Annotated in this window: 15 protein-coding genes and 1 pseudogene; 6 read left to right on the top strand and 10 right to left on the bottom strand. The window is 42.8% G+C overall.

Translation table 11 applies throughout. The features are described from left to right. Positions 1-180: 180 nt before the first annotated feature. On the top strand, positions 181-1,350 hold the full coding sequence (locus tag R2X38_RS21580) for an iron-containing alcohol dehydrogenase (RefSeq protein ID WP_317524416.1): 1,170 nt from the start codon (positions 181-183) through the stop codon (positions 1,348-1,350). A 109-nt stretch (positions 1,351-1,459) separates the two neighbouring features. Here R2X38_RS21580 and R2X38_RS21575 read toward each other — a convergent pair whose 3' ends face one another. The 3 genes from R2X38_RS21575 to R2X38_RS21565 all read right to left on the bottom strand — a co-directional run bounded on the left by R2X38_RS21575 (position 1,460) and on the right by R2X38_RS21565 (position 4,096). Further along, entirely contained in the window at positions 1,460-2,566 is a 1,107-nt protein-coding gene (locus R2X38_RS21575; RefSeq protein ID WP_317524415.1) for an alpha/beta hydrolase, read from the bottom strand. A gap of 266 nt (positions 2,567-2,832) precedes the next feature. Beyond that, positions 2,833-3,576: an SDR family oxidoreductase gene (locus R2X38_RS21570; RefSeq protein ID WP_317524414.1), complete on the bottom strand. Its 744-nt coding sequence runs from the start codon at positions 3,574-3,576 to the stop codon at positions 2,833-2,835. 64 nt (positions 3,577-3,640) lie between these two features. Beyond that, a complete protein-coding gene (locus R2X38_RS21565; RefSeq protein WP_317524413.1) occupies positions 3,641-4,096 on the bottom strand; it encodes a MarR family winged helix-turn-helix transcriptional regulator in 456 nt (151 codons plus the stop codon). 288 nt (positions 4,097-4,384) lie between these two features. On the opposite strand from R2X38_RS21565, the gene R2X38_RS21560 reads away from it, so the two are divergent. Beyond that, positions 4,385-5,356 (top strand): alpha/beta hydrolase, encoded by a 972-nt coding sequence (locus R2X38_RS21560; RefSeq protein WP_317524412.1) that lies wholly within the window; start codon positions 4,385-4,387, stop codon positions 5,354-5,356. A gap of 51 nt (positions 5,357-5,407) precedes the next feature. Here R2X38_RS21560 and R2X38_RS21555 read toward each other — a convergent pair whose 3' ends face one another. Then, on the bottom strand, positions 5,408-6,022 hold the full coding sequence (locus R2X38_RS21555; RefSeq protein ID WP_317524411.1) for an NAD(P)H-dependent oxidoreductase: 615 nt from the start codon (positions 6,020-6,022) through the stop codon (positions 5,408-5,410). A 650-nt stretch (positions 6,023-6,672) separates the two neighbouring features. On the opposite strand from R2X38_RS21555, the gene R2X38_RS26835 reads away from it, so the two are divergent. The 3 genes from R2X38_RS26835 to R2X38_RS21550 are packed head-to-tail and all read left to right on the top strand — an operon-like array spanning position 6,673 to position 7,783. Beyond that, on the top strand, positions 6,673-7,074 hold the full coding sequence (locus R2X38_RS26835) for an MBL fold metallo-hydrolase (RefSeq protein ID WP_411185725.1): 402 nt from the start codon (positions 6,673-6,675) through the stop codon (positions 7,072-7,074). Further along, positions 7,017-7,253, top strand: a complete 237-nt coding sequence (locus tag R2X38_RS26830) for an MFS transporter (protein ID WP_411185708.1) — start codon at positions 7,017-7,019, stop codon at positions 7,251-7,253. Before R2X38_RS26835 ends, R2X38_RS26830 begins: the two co-directional genes overlap by 58 nt. Further along, positions 7,193-7,783: an MFS transporter gene (locus R2X38_RS21550; protein ID WP_317524410.1), complete on the top strand. Its 591-nt coding sequence runs from the start codon at positions 7,193-7,195 to the stop codon at positions 7,781-7,783. The genes R2X38_RS26830 and R2X38_RS21550 overlap by 61 nt, the downstream gene beginning before the upstream one ends. A gap of 274 nt (positions 7,784-8,057) precedes the next feature. Here the strand turns inward: R2X38_RS21550 and R2X38_RS21545 are convergent, their stop codons facing one another. The 4 genes from R2X38_RS21545 to R2X38_RS21530 form a co-directional block, all read right to left on the bottom strand. Beyond that, positions 8,058-8,945, bottom strand: a complete 888-nt coding sequence (locus tag R2X38_RS21545) for a LysR family transcriptional regulator (RefSeq protein WP_317524409.1) — start codon at positions 8,943-8,945, stop codon at positions 8,058-8,060. Between the two features lie 234 nt (positions 8,946-9,179). Further along, a complete protein-coding gene (locus R2X38_RS21540) occupies positions 9,180-11,000 on the bottom strand; it encodes an arylsulfatase (RefSeq protein WP_317524408.1) in 1,821 nt (606 codons plus the stop codon). A 38-nt stretch (positions 11,001-11,038) separates the two neighbouring features. After that, entirely contained in the window at positions 11,039-12,199 is a 1,161-nt protein-coding gene (locus R2X38_RS21535) for a hypothetical protein (protein ID WP_317524407.1), read from the bottom strand. A gap of 108 nt (positions 12,200-12,307) precedes the next feature. Beyond that, entirely contained in the window at positions 12,308-13,489 is a 1,182-nt protein-coding gene (locus tag R2X38_RS21530; protein WP_317524406.1) for an anaerobic sulfatase maturase, read from the bottom strand. A 506-nt stretch (positions 13,490-13,995) separates the two neighbouring features. On the opposite strand from R2X38_RS21530, the pseudogene R2X38_RS21525 reads away from it, so the two are divergent. Further along, positions 13,996-14,228, top strand: a pseudogene (locus tag R2X38_RS21525) (ISAs1 family transposase); the annotation flags it as partial. Between the two features lie 262 nt (positions 14,229-14,490). Here R2X38_RS21525 and R2X38_RS21520 read toward each other — a convergent pair. Then, complete coding sequence (locus tag R2X38_RS21520) at positions 14,491-15,891, bottom strand: glycoside hydrolase family 1 protein (RefSeq protein ID WP_317524405.1); 1,401 nt, start codon at positions 15,889-15,891, stop codon at positions 14,491-14,493. A 47-nt stretch (positions 15,892-15,938) separates the two neighbouring features. Continuing rightward, the gene (locus R2X38_RS21515; protein ID WP_317524404.1) at positions 15,939-17,813 is read right to left on the bottom strand and encodes a beta-glucoside-specific PTS transporter subunit IIABC; all 1,875 of its coding nucleotides are present in this window, start codon (positions 17,811-17,813) and stop codon (positions 15,939-15,941) included. Positions 17,814-17,982 lie beyond the last annotated feature (169 nt).

Below are 17,982 nucleotides of genomic sequence, written 5' to 3'. Positions count from 1 at the left end.
TTGAAGTACTTGGAAAAATAGGCAAAAAAGCAAGAAGAACGGACATTCAAACTAGTTGGCTACAGAACTAATATTTAACCATACAGTGTTGTTGATAGTCAGTATGGCAACCATTAACAAATGACCCAAGAGATATCACCAGCAACATGAATAATACACTAAATTAAAAAGGCTGTGACAATGGAATTAGATTTTAGTTACTACAACCCAACGACGATCCATTTTGGAAAACAATCCCTGACTAAGCTCGAGGGTGAGTTATCTAACTACGGTGATACTGTTCTTTTGGTATACGGGCGAAATGCGATAAAATCCAGCGGTCTCTATGATGAAGTAATTGCTATTATCAAGTCTGCAGGCAAAAGAGTCGTTGAACTGTCTGGTGTTATGCCAAACCCAACCTACGACAAAATGATGGAAGGGGTAAAGTTAGTCCGTGAACATAATGTCAGCCTAATATTAGCGGTTGGTGGCGGTTCAGTGATTGACTGCGCCAAAGGTATTTCGGTATCTGCCTATTGTGAAGATCAAGACCCGTTCCAAAAATACTGGGTGGAATTTAAAGATCTCGACAACGATGTAGTACCTGTCGCGTCAATTTTAACCATGGTCGGCACCGGTTCAGAAATGAACGGTGGTTCAGTCATTACTCACGAGGGGTTAAAGAACAAAGCTGGCCGGGTATTTCCTCCCCATGTTTATCCTAAGTTCTCTATCCTAAACCCTGAGTACACCTATACGGTACCTCAGTACCAGATGGTAAGTGGCGTGTTCGATACCATGTCGCACTTAATGGAGCAATATTTTACAGATCAGGGTGCTAACACAACAGATTATGTGATAGAAAGTTTGCTCAAGTCTTCAATTCACAATGCACGTGTGGCATTGCAAAACCCCAACGATTACGAAGCAAGAAGCAATATTATGTGGAACGCGACCCTCGCCTTAAACACCATCACAGGTCTTTCTAAAACTCAAGACTGGCAAGTACATATGATTGAGCACCAACTTGGCGCGTACACGGACTGCGCTCACGGTATGGGTCTTGCCGCTATATCTCTGCCTTACTATCGTTTGATCTATTCATACGGGCTGGATAAGTTTGTTCGTTTTGCGGCCCAGGTCTGGGGAATCGATCCACAAGGTAAGAGCAAGGAAGAACAGGCGCTCGCGGGTCTAGACGCACTTGAAGCATTTATGAAAGAATGCGGAATTGTAACCTCGCTACAAGAGTTGGGAGCAACACAAGACATGCTGCCAAAAATTGCAGAGTCAACCATCATTATCGGCAACGGCTACAAAAAACTCGAATCGAACGAAGTGCTCGATATTCTTCAAGCCTGCTACTAAGTGTTGACCCTTCTTACACCCTCGAAGTAAGCAAAGCCACTCAAGATGAGTGGCTTTTTTAGGTCAGTGATCCGTTCATGCCTAATCTAAGTGCAACATGACAAGAGCACTACACCAAATGCTCTTTAAAGAAAGTCGTAAACTTATCAAATGGAATCACATCTACCTGATCGTAAAAATCAACATGGTTCGCACCAGGGATGATCATCAGTTCTTTCGGTTGTTTAGCCGCCTCATAAGCCGTCTCACTAAAGTAGCGAGAGTGTGCCTTTTCACCATGAACAAGCAATATTGGGCGTGGTGAAATTTCAGAAATATAAGTGAGGATTGGCATATTCATGAACGATAAAGGTGTCGTCAATGTCCATGATGCGTTAGAGTTAATGGCTCTTGGGTGAAACCCACGTTGTTTGGATTTGTAATACCCTGCGTAGTCCACCACAAACTGTGGTTCGCCACCTTGCAGTTCCAACGAGACAGGACCGTAACCAGGTTTACCTTGATCAACATCTTTCCAGCGCTGCTGACTTAATTGCTCAAGTGCCCCATCACGCTGCTCGGGTGTCAAACTGTCGTCGTAACCTTTCGCCATGACACGAGTCATATCGTACATCGTGCTCGCCACTACGGCTTTAATCCGCTTATCTGCCGCAACCGCATTTAGTACCATACCACCAAATCCACAAATACCAATCGCTCCAATACGTTCACGGTCAACACTGGCTTGCATCCCCAAACAGTCAACCGCGGCACTAAAGTCTTCGGTATTGATATCCGGCGATGCCACGTTTCGTGGTTCTCCTCCACTCTCCCCCGTGTACGATGGATCGAAGGCCAAAGTCACGAACCCGCGCTCAGCCATAGTCTGGGCATACAGGCCAGACGACTGTTCTTTGACGGCACCGAAAGGACCCGATACTGCAATGGCTGCTAATTTACCGCTGCGACTTTTAGGTTGGTACAAATCGCCGACCAACGTGATACCGTAACGGTTGGTAAAGGTTACTTTTTGATGATCCACCAGCGCACTTTTAGCGAACGTTTTATCCCACTCTTGCCCAGGAGTAACCGAGTCTTTTGCAAAAGATGAACCTGATGCAAGCGAAGCTGTACCAGCAACGACCATCCCTGCCCCCGTCAGTTTAAGCAAATCACGGCGTTTGGCGTCTATCTGCTCTGGGGCATTGTTATTGTCAATATTCAAACTATTGTCCATGTCGACTCTCCTCAAGTTCATTAATCAGGCTGTTTCCCAGCTCTACTATTTTTCCGCTTTTAAGCGCTCTTTTTCTAGCAAGATACTCCCTTTTTCTTGCCTAATACTCTTAAACGCTCATGCAGTAGTGACAATGAGGAAATACCCGCCAAGTCGTCCATGAAATGCTATTTAGGCCGCCTGTTGAGTTGGAGTAATCCCTTTTGCGCAGGTGTAAAAAAGGAGCAATGATTTGCCCCTTTTTATCTAGGTTGGGTTCACTCGACTTACGCCAAGTACGCCCCACCGCAAACCGGTGTGTAAGTGCCGGTAATGTGTGAACTTGCTTCGCTGGTCAAAAAGGCGACCGTGTTGGCGACATCTTCTGGTGTTGCAACACGCTGGGTAGGCGTATGCTGCCTGATCATCTCTTTAAATGATTCCGGCGCATCTTTAGTGGCATCCGTTTCCACTAGGCCTGGCGCAACAATGTTCGCTGTAATCCCATATGGCCCCAATTCTTGAGCGAGGTATTTATTGAAACTATCGAGCGCACCTTTGGCACTGCCATGAGCAATAAAGGTTGGCGCAGGGGCTTCCGAGAGCGTACTGGAAATAAACACCAAGCGGCCAAATTGTCTCTCTTTCATGCTTTGTGCAGCAAGTTTTGCCGTTTGATAAGCGGCATGCATCTCATCATTAAGCTTTTGTGAAAACTCTTGCCATGTTTGGTCCAAAAATGGTTTTGGTGTGAAATTCATATTGGCATTAGAAACCAACACATCAACACCACCATACTCTGTTTTGATTTCGTCAAACATAAACTGAATCTGAGCATCATCTCTCACATCGGCCTGAATCGGAAACGCTTCCCCCCCCTGCTCTCGAATCGCTTGCGCCAGTTGATTGGCCACTTCCGTACTGTTCACGTAGTTGATAAAAACACGATAGCCCTGAGCTGCGAGCGCCCTAGCCGTTGCAGCCCCAATCCCCCGAGCCCCACCTGTGATTAATGCATTACGTTTTGTCATCTTATCTCCTAATCAAGCATCCAGCTGAAAGTTTCAGCCTGTCTATTGCCGTGTTGTGTATTGATTAATGGTTAAGTGTTCTGAGGTTGCTGATAACTTGGGATAGCTGCCGTTTACTATCGACCAGAACCTCGGAATCCACGCCTTTCTGCGCATCATCTAATACTGAGCGCGCAATCTGAGTGCATTTTTCCACCGCCTCATGCGATTGCTCAGTCAATTCGACCAACTTGCTGCGGCTATCATGAGGGGCTCGTTTTCGTACAATCCACCCCCGCCTTTCAAGTCCATCAACCGAGCGGCTAACGCTCGATTTTTCTAGGTATAACAGCTCACAGATCTGACTTTGCGTCAGTGCTTCACTGCCAGATAGCACCACTATTACGCCCCACTGCTCGGCCGTCATGTCAATGCCAGCTTGCTTAAACCTTTGGGTCAATAAGCGGTTAAACAGCCGACTGGCAAGCCCTGTCAAATGCCCCAATGATTGTTGTTGTTCGATTTTCTGCATGACCTTCATTTCACTCCACACCTGCGCCATATAGTTGTATACACAACTATATAATTCGAAGTCAATGCCATTATCAAATTGTTACGCTGGAGTTCAAAAAACTAACAGTAAGAAAAATTTCAACTTTTGACATTTAACCAAAGCAATCAATCCACCAATTTAGGAAAAACGGGCAAGAATTGAAGACAATGTTAATAACAACTTTCCCCAGCCAACCGCAAAATAGAGCCAACGCAACGAACAAAATTATTTGTTCACTTTGCCCTTGCAACCCAATTCATCGCCGAGGAGGCCAACATGCAGCTTACACAAGAATGGGATAAAACTTTTCCTCAAAGTGATAAAGTGCAACATCAAAAAGTCACTTTTAAAAACCGCTATGGCATTACTCTTGTCGGTGACCTTTACCTACCGAAAGAGGTGACTCAAGCTTCATTACCAGCACTCGCAGTCAGCGGCCCTTATGGCGCAGTTAAAGAGCAAGCGTCTGGGCTATACGCACAAACTATGGCAGAGCGTGGCTACATTACCCTAGCATTTGATCCCTCTTTCACTGGCGAGAGCGGTGGCGAACCACGTCATATCTCTTCTCCAGAAATTAATACTGAAGATTTCAGCGCTGCGGTCGACTTTCTCGGACTTCAAGAGCTAGTAGATAAGGATCGTATTGGCGTTATTGGTATTTGTGGCTTTGGCGGCATGAGCTTAAATGCGGCGGCTGCGGATACGAGAATTAAAGCGGTTGTTACAACCAGCATGTATGATATGTCTCGTGTAATGTCTAAGGGTTACTTTGATTCAATGACTGCAGAAGAACGTCAAGGTGCACTCGAGCAGATGAACCAACAGCGCTGGGAAGATGCTAAAAATGGTGAACCTGCATTCGCTCCACAAGGCTTACCTGAGCCTAGCGCCCTAACGGGTGAAGAACCACCATTTGTTACTGAATATGTTGATTACTATCGTACCTCGCGTGGTTTCCATCCTCGTTCAATTAACTCGAACGGCTCATGGACAGCAACGACTGCATTGTCATTTATGAATATGCCACTACTAAGCTATATCGGTGATATTGCACCGCGCCCGCTGCTATTGATTGCCGGCGAAAATGCTCACTCGCGCTACTTTAGTGAAGATGCCAGTAAAGCCGCAGGAGACAATGCAGAGCTGCTGATCCTCGATGGCCTAGTGCACGTTGATCTCTACGATCACCCAGAACATATTCCTTTTGCGCGTATCGACAAGTTCTTTAGCGAACATTTAGCATAAGTCTACGATTTGCTGATAGGAAATCGCCCACTGATTAGAGTGGGCGATTTTTTAACCTAGCTGTAAGCGCTCGATCAACGCCTGCTGGTAATTGGGTAGTTGCGAAGACGAAATAGATTGAAATGTTAATGGCGGTAAGTACTTCATACCCGCGTGCAACGCGCTAGCTTGCATAGGGGTAAATACCTCGTCTAAATCGACGCCAATGCGGCCATTTTTACCATAGGTTGGTGCTCCCCCTGCTGCCGTCGTCACTATCATCATCTCTTTACCACGCCACAACCCAGGGCCAACACTGCCCCAAGTGTCATTTAGATACGCTTTCATCATCGGCGTAATATTGAACCAATGCGTTGGGAATATAAATACAATTCTTTGGTGCTCACGCGTTATCGCCCGCTCTTTAGCACCATCAATCGCCCTAGTATCAAAACCGTAGATCGTCTCCAAGTTTCTTACCGTCACTCCTGCAATGCTTTCAGCCGCTTGCTGTAATCCTTTGGTCATCACGGAACGCTCAGGGTATGGGTGTGACACGATCACCAAGGTTTTAATATCGGTTCGGTACGGTTTATCCTCCGCCAACACAGTCGTAGAGATAAATAACAGGCAGAGATGGAACAGTACAAACAGACTTCTGAAACGATTTTGATGGTTTTGATTCATAGCAACTCCTTACTTGTTAACCGATTGAATAGATAGACGCTCAATAAATAGCACCAATATAATCAAAAAGTATACCTAGGCGCATATGTACCCCTTTGCCTAATCTGTTGTGTTCTTTGCCTAATTCTCCACATTTATCTAAAGGAACCAGTCTCCCCATGTGTTGGGCAAGCACCTTTCTGTTGGGAAAGACCGGTTTAGATTCAAAATCAATGTTTCTCTGCACGTTTGGAAAAATAGGCAAATATCACGCACCATCACGATATCGCTTATCGCCTGCCAGCGTTAGAGTAACACTGCAGTACTTTTTTGTTCGAGTACTGGGAAATTCTCCAACTTTATAATGAAAGCGATGCGCGTGATATTTATTTTACTTTTGCTTCTCACTGTAGCCGTCTTCACTCTCAGCGGTTGCAGTTTTCTTCACCAAACCCGGTTTGGCGCCGAGTCCGAAGGGGAGCGCTTGGACATCATTCAACAATCTCCCAACTATGCGGAGGGAGCTTTCCACAATATCGAGCCAACACCGCTTCTCAAAGACGGGGAAAGTAAGCTGTCGATTATTTTTAGTAATATGCTTAAATCGGTCGATAACTTACAGCCTAAAGCCCCTATCCCAACAAACAAAGTCTCACTAAAGTCATTACCCCCTGAGCAAGATTTCGTTATTTGGTGAGGTTGCTCAAATCTTTGTTCCTTTAGGGGGCGGAGCTCACTTTGAAGCATGGGGATTTGAAGATAAGCAGATTCACGAAGCCGATTGGTTTGACAAACTGCAACTTGATAAAATTATCACGCTCCACCTTGTTCCTGCCCGCCATTATTCAGGCCGTGGGCTCGGCAATAGCAAAACCTTATGGGGTGGGTTTGTACTCGAATCTACTCAACGACGTTTGCTGTTCGGGGGCGACTCAGGTTACGGAACTCACTTTAAAACGATTGGTGAGCGCTTTGGTTCATTTGACTTGGTCGCCCTCAATAGATCCCATCATCTTTGGCACTGCTGCGTCACGCGTATACCAACCCTTCAGAACGTACGAAAGCAATCGTAATTTGGGCTATGGGTGGGGCAATAGCTTCAACTTCGGGCCCAATCATTGGTGGGTTACTGTCGACGATAAGTTGGCGCTGGGTGTTTTACATTCACATACCAGTTGGCATGTTTAGCTTATGGTTAATGCGTTACTCACAAAACACCCAAGTTCCTTTGACCTATTGGGGCAAGTCTTAATTGTTATTGCCCTAGGCTCACTTTCTTATGCGGCTATTGGATCGGGTGTACATGGCTTACTATCGACTTCGACCATCGCCAGCTTGTTAGCCTCATTCATTTCCTTTTCAGGGTTCATTGCGTGGCAAAATATAACATCGAAACCTATGGTACCCCTATCGTTATTTCGAATACCAAACATTATGATTGCTAACACTGTTGGTTTTACCTTTATGTTTGGGTACTTCGGCCTACCGTTTTTAATGAGCATGTATTTGCAGCATGTTCGTGGTTTCACCGCACTCCAAACTGGGCTGACTTTTCTACCTATGATGTTGATGGGGCTTATGTTGACCCCCATAACTCATAAACTTGTCGCTCGTTGTGGCTCGAAGAGACTGATCACTGCTGGCTTAGCGCTCATGACTTTAGGTCTTGCATCATTAGCATTACTTGCTGAGCTTTGTTCAGCTCAACAACTATCGGCATTAATGGCACTAGTGGGTTTGTCTGGACCACTGATTTCGCCCCCATCACAGGAGTGTTATTAAACGCCGCACCAGATAAAGTCTCTGGTACCGCTAGTGGTCTATTTAACACATTCCGTCAAATGGGTTGCACCTTATCGGTAGCAATATTTGGGGCTTTGCTTGCTCAACCGGCTGGATTAGTTGCCGGAGCGAAGCAAAGTTTATGGCTAGGGGCTGGTGTAGCTGCACTCACTTTAATAACCAGTTTAAGGCTCAAAGAGAGTAGAAATACCAAAACACAAATTCCCTGTGACCGACTGAATGATCTTGATTCTCAGCCGGTAAGCACTAGCGGTTAGTAAAGGACTGGGTTGTAATGACGGAATAACGTTTTTACAAATAGACTACTCGCAGAATTCAAGTTTCTATTTTTCTTCCAAAGCACAACACTTTGAGTTCGTTTAATCGGTTCAATCGGCAAAAACTTCATGTCTTTACAACGGTCTATAATTGGGCAGTTAATCACTATGGGATACCCCATATTGTTATCAGCACTGTAAACAACCGAGTTTACTACGTTGTATCGCGCGGCAACATTGAGTTTGTACTTATTTTTACCAAACCAGTTTTCAATCTCATTGATTGCCGCTTTTTTCATCGGCAGTATGAGTGTTTTTTGACTCAGCTCTTTCACGGATATTGAATTTTGTTTAGCTAAAGTATCATCGTTGCGAACTAAAATCCCCCACTCCTCATAGTGGCTCAAGCGAATAACATTGAAATTGGTCGTATCGACAGGCTCCAGCAACAAGCATATGTCTATTGTTCCATGCTCCATCTTATCGAGCAGCTCTTCACTGCTGGCCGTAAATAGGTTGAAAACGACATTTGGAAACTTACTAGAAAATTCGCCCATTTGTTGATAGATTTCCTGAGCACCAAAAGACTCAACGCAACCAACCGCTATTTCACCAGAAACCACTGAATTCTCATCTAAGATTTCCTGAACCGTTTTATCAGCCAAGTCAAGAATCTCACGAGCTCTTATTTTCAACAACTTACCTTCATCTGTCAGGCCAATAGTTCGCTTTTCTTTTACGAACAGTTTTACCTTCAGGCTCTCCTCAAGCAAAATCAATTGGCGACTTAAAGTTGGTTGCGTTATATGTAATAACTCTGCTGCTTTAGTAATATTTTTGGTTTGAGCTACTGTCAGGAAGTAGCGTAAGATTTTTAAATCCATATAAATACTGCGATGCTAATAAATAAAAAGCGTAGTAATAAGTGTATTATACACTAATCACTACGCATATTATTTACTGGCTATCACACTCTAGGTGCTTTCCACTAAAGCTCAGGTGCTCTGAACCCTTATCCGCAAACACGTAACCAGCAATATCATTGTCTGTTGCTTCCATATAGGTCGTATTTGCATATTGTGAAAACTGCCTGCGATATCGCAGGCAGTTCAGAGCGTTTAGTCATCAAACGCATCAGGTAAACCAGCAAAATTATACTTAAGTGGTATTGCCTCGATGAGAGGTGGATTACTTAGTTCATTAGCTTGCTCCCACCACAATGCTTTCAACTCTTTAACGATTTCAGGGTGTTTCTCAGCAAGATCGTTAGACTCAGAAAAGTCCGCGTCTGTATCAAATAGCTGCCATACATCTTCCGAAGGATCAGTATCTAAGCGGTTGATTGCAATAGCGCGCCATTTTCCACTTGTGATTGCACGAGCACCACGTAGTTGATAGTACTGAACTTGACGCCCCTCAGCGTTTTCATCATTAAAGGTATTAACAAGTGACATACCTGCAACAGGGATCTGCTCTACACCATTAATTTCATCCGCAAAACTGGTTCCGGCAGCTTCAAGCATCGTAGGTGCAAGGTCAATAACATGCGAGTACTGAGTACGAATACCTGGTTTCTCAATTTTCGCTGGCCAGCTTACAATCATTGGAACACGAACCCCGCCGGCATATGGCCATAGCTTATAGCGACGGAAAGGTGTACTACCCGCCCACGCCCATGGTCGAGGATAAAGCATGTAGGTGTTTGGCCCTCCCGCCTCGTCCAAGTTTGCTCCCATTTCTTCAATGACATTGGTATCACGGTACGCTTTACGGAACCCTCCCTCAGGACCTGCTTCTGGAGCTGCACCATTATCTGAAGCGAAAATAATCAGCGTATTTTCGTACTGACCGGTTTCTTTTAGATGATCAACCAAACGACCGATCTGTTCATCTGTGTGAGTCATGAAACCAGCGTAAGTTTCCATGAATCGCTCAAAGACTCTCTTATGTTGCTTGCCTTGCTCATCCCACGCCGCATCACCCTTTTCTCGCTCGGACAACACAGTATTTACAGGGATAATCCCCAGCTCCTTTTGTTTTGCAAAACGTTGTTTTCTTAGTTCATCCCACCCCATGCTGTACTTCCCTTTATAGTCGTCGATATAAGACTTGGGAACATGAAGCGGTGAATGCGCAGCACCAAATGATAAGTATACAAAGTTCGGCTTATCACTTGGTTGCATTATATCAATAGCACGATCAACTAAATCCACAGATAGATGATATCCATCCTTTTTGGGCGTAGGTATTGGACTGTTATTTTCTACCAAATCGGGTTCCCACTGGCTTGTGTGACCACTAAGGAAACCATAAAAGTAGTCAAAGCCGCGTTGCAGTGGCCAAGCTTTCAGATTCCGCTCTAAGTCATCAGTATACTTTGGAGCAAGGTGCCATTTACCAAGGACACTCGTTTGATAACCTACCTTTTTTAATGCCTCAGCAACTGTTTCTGCATTTAGTGGAAGTTCACCGCTATCTGCTACACCAGATCCAAATGGAACACTCGGATCAGGAGCCGGAACATTTGTAGGAGCTAAATCTTCCATATTTACGGTTTGAGGGTTACGGCCGGTGACCAGCGCAGCACGAGTCGGTCCCGACATTGTCGCTGTATCAAAACGGTTATAACGCAATCCATCGTATGCGAGTGCATCAATATTTGGGGTTTTGATTTCAGAACCGTATGAACCTACTTCAGCAAAGCCAACATCATCAAGCAGAATCATTACAATGTTAGGTTTTGCACCAGAACTTTTCGTTTGTTCTAGAGCTTGAGTTGAAGTTGACGCATAAGCTCCAAAAGAAAGCATTGATGCAACAAGACCAACAGTAACTGCTTTTTTTATGTGGCTCACAGAGTAAACATTTAGATTAGGTGTTAACTCTTGGCAATTTAATTCGTCGGTGAGAAATTTTTTTGTTAACAATTTCTTTTTCATATATATGCCTTGATAGTAATAATTATTTATCAAATAAACTAGAAGTCTAATTGATATTCAATTCGGGTAAAGTCTTGCGCTTCTGTATTAAATGTGTGGGCAATCCAGACTCGGCTACCAGGCGCTAGCCAATATCTAACTTCTGGGGTAAAGCTTTCGCCAAATTCGTCATATGACGCTGAGAAATATGGATTCCAGCCTCTGCCATTAGTTGGAAGCTTTTGCCAAGCGACCGTCGCAGATACCCCGACACCACCGAGCGCTTGACCGTTATTCTCAAGTATCTTCTCTACGGTGTCTGAATCGTGCATCTTGGAGTATGACACATGAGCGGCTACACGATGGGCTCTATCAAATTGTTTGAAACCAGATAGTGCATAGGTATATAAATCATCACGATCTCGGAATGGTGTTGCAGCGCGATCAGACTTATATTTACCGTTGGGATTAACGTTACCTACAATTGACGTACCGTTCTGTATTAAAGGCTGGCCATTATGCATGGCAAAATAGATACCATATGAATCCGGTAAAAATGAGTAAATGTCAGATGTTTGATAACCGATATCAAAGCCGTGTATTTTTGATTCTAAATCATAGGAAGCATTTAAGAACAAGTTATTGTCAAAATGGTTCTTATAGATGATTTTGTCTGCATTTTTACCACCCGCATCGCCTTGAGTATCATAAATACCTTGAGTACCAAAATCCAGTACATAAGGAGACCAAGTAGCGGAGTGCTTACCGTACATCAGCGCGCCAAATTGACTATGCTCAAAACCAAAACGGAATTGTTCCCATTTGATCGCTTCATCTAAACCATCCCAATCGTTAACTGTCTCACCATCAGTACGCGCGTAGTTCTCTTGAGCTTGAAGCCAGAAATCTCCGAAAAAACCAATGTCGTCCGTTAACATTGTTTTACCACGTAGACGTAGGTTACCTTGGACATAGAATCTATGGTTATCTACCCCTGGTCCTTTAGAGCCTTGCGTCAAAACATAACCTGACTTAAGACGTGTTGTGGAATACCAACGCGAATTATTGTCTAGGTTAGTAAAACGCGATATTGTGGCACCTTTATTTGGATTTAGGTAATTTTCAACCACATCAGAATCCCAAGTAGTTGTAGGGCTTTTAGCATATAAAAAAGGTGATATCGTCAAAGAAATCAACACTGCTGTTTTTTTAATTTTCATAATACTTCCTGATAAAAATTCTTATAGGACTAAAGGTAATAAAAATCATATACTCGTCATATTTAATATGTGAGCAAATCATTTTATTATGTAATAACTAATTTGTTATTAATTAATATTGTACATTTTATTTAAGATATATTTCATTCTAGGAACCACGTGATAAAAGTATTTGTAAAAGCCATCACACAAATAGTTCTTATTAGGAATACCATTAGTAGAATTCATGAACCTATGTTTAGGGCATCCACCGTTACATACCTTCAAAAAGGCGCACTTCGAACAGTCAGGTGAGATGTTATATCGCTTGGAACTAGAAAATTTTTGTTGTTCCTCACCTACAACCATATCAAACAATGAGTCGTTCATTACATTCCCAAGTTTATTTTCAGGATAAACATAATGATCACATGAATAGATATCTCCATTCGACTCTATAGCCAAATTTGCCCCACAATTCTTTGAAAAAACGCAACTACCTTCCCCGCCAATGAGTTGGTTCATGGTCTGTTCAAAGTTCATTACAAAATATTGTCCGATATCATTTTTGGCCCAGCTATCAAAAATTGCATTAAGGAATAAGCCATAAGATTTTGGTTGTACAGACCAATTAGTGACTTCACATTGCCCTGAAAAATCAGGTTTAATTAGATATAGGCCATCCTTATCAGGTTTCTGGGCTATACGTTCTACAAGAGGGATAAACTGCATATACCTGCTTCCGATCGCCTTAAGTGACTCGTATACCTCTAATGGTTCTTTTACGTTGTAGTCACTGACGACAGTCAATGTGTTGAATTCAACATCAAATTCGTTTAATAGATCTATTGATTTTATTACTTGTTGATATGTTCCTTTGCCAGAACGATTTTTTCGATAATGGTCATGATGTTGTTCGTTTCCATCAATCGAGATACCTACTAGAAAATTATTCTTTCTTAAAAAATTCGCCCACTTCAAGCTTAATGACAAACCATTAGTTTGAAGGCTGTTACTGATTTTTTTACCATTAGCATACTTATGCTGTAGCTCGACTGCACGCTCAAAAAAATCAATACCAGCAAGCGTGGGCTCACCACCTTGCCAAATGAAGTTAACAGTATCTCCTGGATGAGAATTTATATATGACTTTACATATGAAATAAGTACATCATAATTCATTTTCCAGTTATTTTTTCGCTCTGGATAGAGATGTTCTTTCTCAAGATAAAAACAATAATCACAATTTATATTGCAAATAGAACCTGTTGGTTTTGCTAATAATTCAAAATTAGCCATTTTATAATTCATAAAGCTACTCAGTCTATTTTTCTCATTGGCAACAGTATCAATATATTAATATTCTGATATATAACCACGCCATTAAATATGGTAAATTGCTTTTTTATCTTATCCCTAATGTATGTGGGTATTTTATCAATACTGATTTTGCCACACCAATGCCCTCGTTCTATGAGCAACCATACACCAAAGGCATACTATAGCTCCAAAAATGTAACCAGCATAAAAAACACTTATAAATCAAAAGATTAAATACAGCAAACAACAATGGCAACATAAGTTAACCGTAAAATCACTGTTATCAGTAATAATCTTTATTCCATTTTTATGATTCACATCTTATTTTTTATAGATAGTAAGCTCATAATACCCCCTAGGGTGAGATCGTGAACGTTTTATAGCCAAAACAACGATCGATTTGACGATCACATTCAACTGTGACCATATACTCCCTTTTTAGGGATCGCATCATGCACATTGGCCACTTTCAAGAACATTTTCAAACGATTACTGACCAACGCCAAGGTGCAAAAGTCATTGTCGAACAAAGTGGTGATTACTTGCTTGCAGTAAAGAGTAATTAAGGAAAACTCCGACAAGCGTTGGAGGAAGCGTTCTCATCTCAACGAGCTTATGTGGTAGAGATATCTCGTTTTAAGAAGTACATAGGCGTATAGAATCTCGGCAATGCTACGTTTTTGACAATACAAAACTCGAAGGTAACTTCTCTCGCAGGAAAGGCTTGAAGAAGCAACTGCCACCGCATAACAAAGCTATCCCGGATAGTTGCCACAAAAGAACACATCAGAGAAGTATGGAATGATAGAATTTTATATAGCTGGAATAATAGTTGCGCATACTCAAATACCGCTTATAGCTATAATGGAAGGAGATATACGATAAAGTGGTAGCAAAACTCTACTTCCCAATAGTTTTTGCCACCACTTTAATTTGCTTGAAAAAAGCTATTTAATTATCAACTAATTAGCCTGCTTACCTAACTAGAGATTCTAAACCTGTGTCGTACCCTTAATTAGGTCTTGGTACCAGTAAAAACTCTTTTTCGGAATTCGCGCCAGTTCTTTTAAATCGAACTCTTCACGGTCGATATAAATAAATCCGTAGCGCTTTCCATAACCTTGGTGGGTACTCACTAAATCAAGAGCAGCCCAAGGACAGTATGAGAAAATCTCAACGCCATCGGCCATTGCCAGTTGCATCTGATCGATATGCAGTTTTAGATAGTCGATACGATATTGGTCATCCACTTGACCATCAACCAGCTCATCTTTTTGACCTAAGCCATTTTCCGAGATCATGATTGGTAAGCGATATTTATCCCAAACTTGGCGTAGCGTTGTTCTAAAGCCAACAGGGTCAATAAACCAGCTATATTCGGTTTTACTTAGATTTGTGTTTACCGCCGCTCGATAAACACCTTCCTCCCCATACATAATCTGCTGATCGCCTTCACGAAAAGTGACATCGTTACCATCGTTGCGAGCCGCAGCCACCGTCATCGTCGCGTAGTAGTTGATCGAGATAAAATCAGGTTGAGCGCCCTCTTTTAAAATCTCAGCATCACCCTCTTCAAAATCAGGCTGGTAGCCGCGATCACATAGATAATTCCAGACTAGACTGTTGTACTCGCCGTGATAGGCCATATCTAGATACAGCCAGCAACGGATTGCCATCCAGTTATCGGCAGCAATCACATCTTCCGGATTACAGCTTTCTGGGTATACGGAAATAATATTTGGAGCTGGTCCAATTTTTGCCGTATCTAGCATGTCATGACAAAGCTTCATTGTACGAGCTTGAGCCAAGAACATGTGGTGCGCTTGTTGATACGCCTGTTTCTTCGATTCAGACTTAGTGCCAACCGCATTACCATGCAGGATCATGACATTTTGTTCGTTGATGGTTAAGAAGTACTTAACTCGATCCCCATAACGCTCAAATACCAGCTGTGAAAACTCAACAAATGCATCGATGGTAGCGCGATTATTCCAACCGCCCTCTTCTTCAAGGGCTTGCGGTAAATCAAAGTGGTATAAGGTGAGCACGGGTTCAATATTGTACTTCAATAGCTCATCAATTAGATTGCTATAAAACTCAACACCTGCTTCGTTCACTTCACCACGACCTGCTGGCAATACGCGAGACCACGCAACAGAAAAGCGGTAAGCTTTAAGTCCCATCTCCGCAAACAGTTTTACATCTTCCTTGTAACGATGATAATGATCACTAGCTACACTGAAATCAGTAATATCTGGATGGCGCGCACCCATCGCATCTTGAATCGACGGCCCTTTGCCATCAACATCAGCACCACCTTCTACTTGAAATGCAGACGTTGACGCGCCCCACAAGAAATCACTCGGGAATGATTGTAATTGCTTATAAAACATATACAGCCTTTAATAAAACGTTTTAACTTCGGTCATATTCGTCAAATTTAGTGCTGATTAACCAACATAAATTTGTCATTAATCTGCGTAATCGACTGCTCTTCAACACAAGTGTCTAATCTTTTGTCATCATCTAAGTTAGTGACAATAATCGGAGTCTGGGTTGATAGTTTATGTGATCTAATCGCTTCCAAATCACACGTAATCAATGTCTGACCAGCTTTCACTTTCTGACCTTCAACAACGTGACCTTCGAAATGCTTGCCACCCAGTGAAACCGTATCGATACCCACATGGATAAGCAGCTCCATACCGTTATCTGACTCTAAGCATACCGCGTGGTTGGTCGGGAAAATTGATACCACAGTACAGTCAAATGGAGCCACGACCTTACCTTCTGTCGGTTCAATCGCTAGACCAGGGCCAAGTGCTTCTGACGCAAATACTTCATCTGTTACTGCTGAAAGCGGAATCACTTTTCCGTTCATTGGCGCATAAACCATCTCTTCGTTCACACGCTGCTTTGCCGTTTCAGAGTCTGTTGATTTTTGATCTGCTTTCTTCTCATAGCGCAGTGTTGCTAGGTACGTTAGTACTGCTGTTACCACAATTGTGATACCAAGAGAAATTAAGATGTTGTACAGGTTCCAAGTGTTTTCACCAATGTACAGTGGAATAGCTGGAATACCAGATGCACCTGTAGCATAACGGTAAACATCACCTAAACCTGCGTATAGACCACCACATGCAGCACCGATCATACCTGTAACAAGGGGGTATTTTTTGGGGATATTGACACCGTAAAGCGCTGGCTCCGTAATACCCATCAGTGCAGTAATACCACCTGAATTTGCGATTTGCTTGGTTTTAGAATCGATGACACGACGGCTTACAACCAGAGCTGCAACACCGTGTGCGATATTTGCAATCAATGCTCCAGGGCCAATGATATTTTCAACACCCATGGTCGTAATCTGAGCAAGTGATAACGGTACGATACTGTGGTGAATACCGAACATCACCAAGATTGGCCAAAGCGTCGCCATCAATAGAATGATTAACCAGCTGCCGTGAGCTTGAATCGCTTCAAAACCGACAACAATGTAATCACCAATATAGGAACCTAAAGGACCCAATACCGTTAGACCTGCAATGCCAACAATGAAAATAGTGCACATTGGTACGAATACGATTTTGATCGAATCCGGGATAACTTTGTTTAAATTACGCTCTACAATCGACTGTAGCCACACAATCAATAGGATCGGGATAACTGAGGAACCATAGCTCACCATACGAATTGGCATGCTGAAAATTTCAACCGGGTCTCCCGCTGCTTTTAAAGCAACAAAGCTAGGGTGCAGTAACACACCGCCAAGTACCGCCGCAAGTAAAGGACTACATTTGAGTTTTTGCGCCGCTGAGAATGCCAATAAAATCGGTAGGAAGTAGAATACTGCGTCCGACATCATATTGATCAAGTAATACGTTTGTGAGTCGCGGCTCACTAGATCAAACATCAGTAGAACAGCTAATAGTGCTTTCACCATACCCGCTCCAGCGATGGCTGGAATGATAGGGCTGAACGTACCAGAGACAAAATCAATGGCACGGCTGATAATGCTCGCCTTTTCGCCCTGAGCGACATCCGCACCATCACTGCTTAAATCAAGATTTAACTTCTGTTTAAATACGTCATACACTTCTTTAACGTGAGTACCAATTACCACTTGACACTGTCCGCCACTAACAACGACGCTAATGATTCCGTCTATGTTTTTAACGTTATCAATATTAACTCGATCATAGTTGTTCAAAACGAGTCTCAATCGAGTTTGGCAGTGGTTTAAATCTTTAATATTTGACTCACCACCGAGTTCTTTTGTAAGTGCTTCTATCAAGGCATTATATTTATCGTTCATGTGTTTCCTCTATATAAACTGAACAACCCTGTTTATATACTGACTGTTGGATTTTGTTTGCATGGTATCAATGCTCTAAGAACCCTACCAATACTTAAACCTGATACCCTACCATGCCTTAAAGGCATGCATTTAGTGTGCAAAGCCCTTTTATTAACCACAAGATACT

Origin of the sequence: Photobacterium rosenbergii, assembly GCF_033022775.1 — a bacterium.
GTDB classification, from domain to species: Bacteria; Pseudomonadota; Gammaproteobacteria; order Enterobacterales; family Vibrionaceae; genus Photobacterium; species Photobacterium rosenbergii_A.
This window is presented reverse-complemented; position numbering and strand designations above follow the sequence as displayed.

Coding starts and splice junctions, on each gene's coding strand:
- R2X38_RS21580 (WP_317524416.1), top strand. CDS start 181: ATGGAATTAGATTTTAGTTACTACAACCCAACGACGATCCATTTTGGA.
- R2X38_RS21575 (WP_317524415.1), bottom strand. CDS start 2,566: ATGGACAATAGTTTGAATATTGACAATAACAATGCCCCAGAGCAGATA.
- R2X38_RS21570 (WP_317524414.1), bottom strand. CDS start 3,576: ATGACAAAACGTAATGCATTAATCACAGGTGGGGCTCGGGGGATTGGG.
- R2X38_RS21565 (WP_317524413.1), bottom strand. CDS start 4,096: ATGAAGGTCATGCAGAAAATCGAACAACAACAATCATTGGGGCATTTG.
- R2X38_RS21560 (WP_317524412.1), top strand. CDS start 4,385: ATGCAGCTTACACAAGAATGGGATAAAACTTTTCCTCAAAGTGATAAA.
- R2X38_RS21555 (WP_317524411.1), bottom strand. CDS start 6,022: ATGAATCAAAACCATCAAAATCGTTTCAGAAGTCTGTTTGTACTGTTC.
- R2X38_RS21550 (WP_317524410.1), top strand. CDS start 7,193: ATGGTTAATGCGTTACTCACAAAACACCCAAGTTCCTTTGACCTATTG.
- R2X38_RS21545 (WP_317524409.1), bottom strand. CDS start 8,945: ATGGATTTAAAAATCTTACGCTACTTCCTGACAGTAGCTCAAACCAAA.
- R2X38_RS21540 (WP_317524408.1), bottom strand. CDS start 11,000: ATGAAAAAGAAATTGTTAACAAAAAAATTTCTCACCGACGAATTAAAT.
- R2X38_RS21535 (WP_317524407.1), bottom strand. CDS start 12,199: ATGAAAATTAAAAAAACAGCAGTGTTGATTTCTTTGACGATATCACCT.
- R2X38_RS21530 (WP_317524406.1), bottom strand. CDS start 13,489: ATGAATTATAAAATGGCTAATTTTGAATTATTAGCAAAACCAACAGGT.
- R2X38_RS21520 (WP_317524405.1), bottom strand. CDS start 15,891: ATGTTTTATAAGCAATTACAATCATTCCCGAGTGATTTCTTGTGGGGC.
- R2X38_RS21515 (WP_317524404.1), bottom strand. CDS start 17,813: ATGAACGATAAATATAATGCCTTGATAGAAGCACTTACAAAAGAACTC.